This is a genomic window from Xenorhabdus santafensis (genome assembly GCF_033949405.1).
Classification (GTDB): Bacteria; Pseudomonadota; Gammaproteobacteria; order Enterobacterales; family Enterobacteriaceae; genus Xenorhabdus; species Xenorhabdus santafensis.
Genome location: NZ_VCDN01000452.1, coordinates 1 through 249, shown reverse-complemented (window position 1 = coordinate 249; position 249 = coordinate 1). Strand labels below are relative to the sequence as shown.

Sequence of the window (249 nt, the reverse complement as noted above, 5' to 3'; positions counted from 1 at the left end):
GAACTCCAATTGCCGCACGCCAAACCATCCCAATTAGAATAGCAATTACTAATTGTCCCATAATATTTAAAAATGGAAGCTCTGCTAAATATTTCGCGGCAATTGCGATTAATAATGTAATCCCAATTCCTTGCGAAAATCCAAAACGCTTCTTCTTTTGTATAACAAGTGTTTGTTCCATTTTGAACCACTCCAATAATCGTATTGGAACATGCATGTTCTTTCTACTTACATTATAAGAGAGTTTCT

Annotated in this window: 1 protein-coding gene; it reads right to left on the bottom strand. The window is 34.9% G+C overall.

The annotated features are described in order from the left end of the window. Nucleotides 1-181: hypothetical protein (locus tag FE392_RS23055; protein ID WP_319932000.1), on the bottom strand; the 181-nt coding region annotated here is incomplete at its 3' end. Between the last annotated feature and the right edge of the window lie 68 nt (nucleotides 182-249).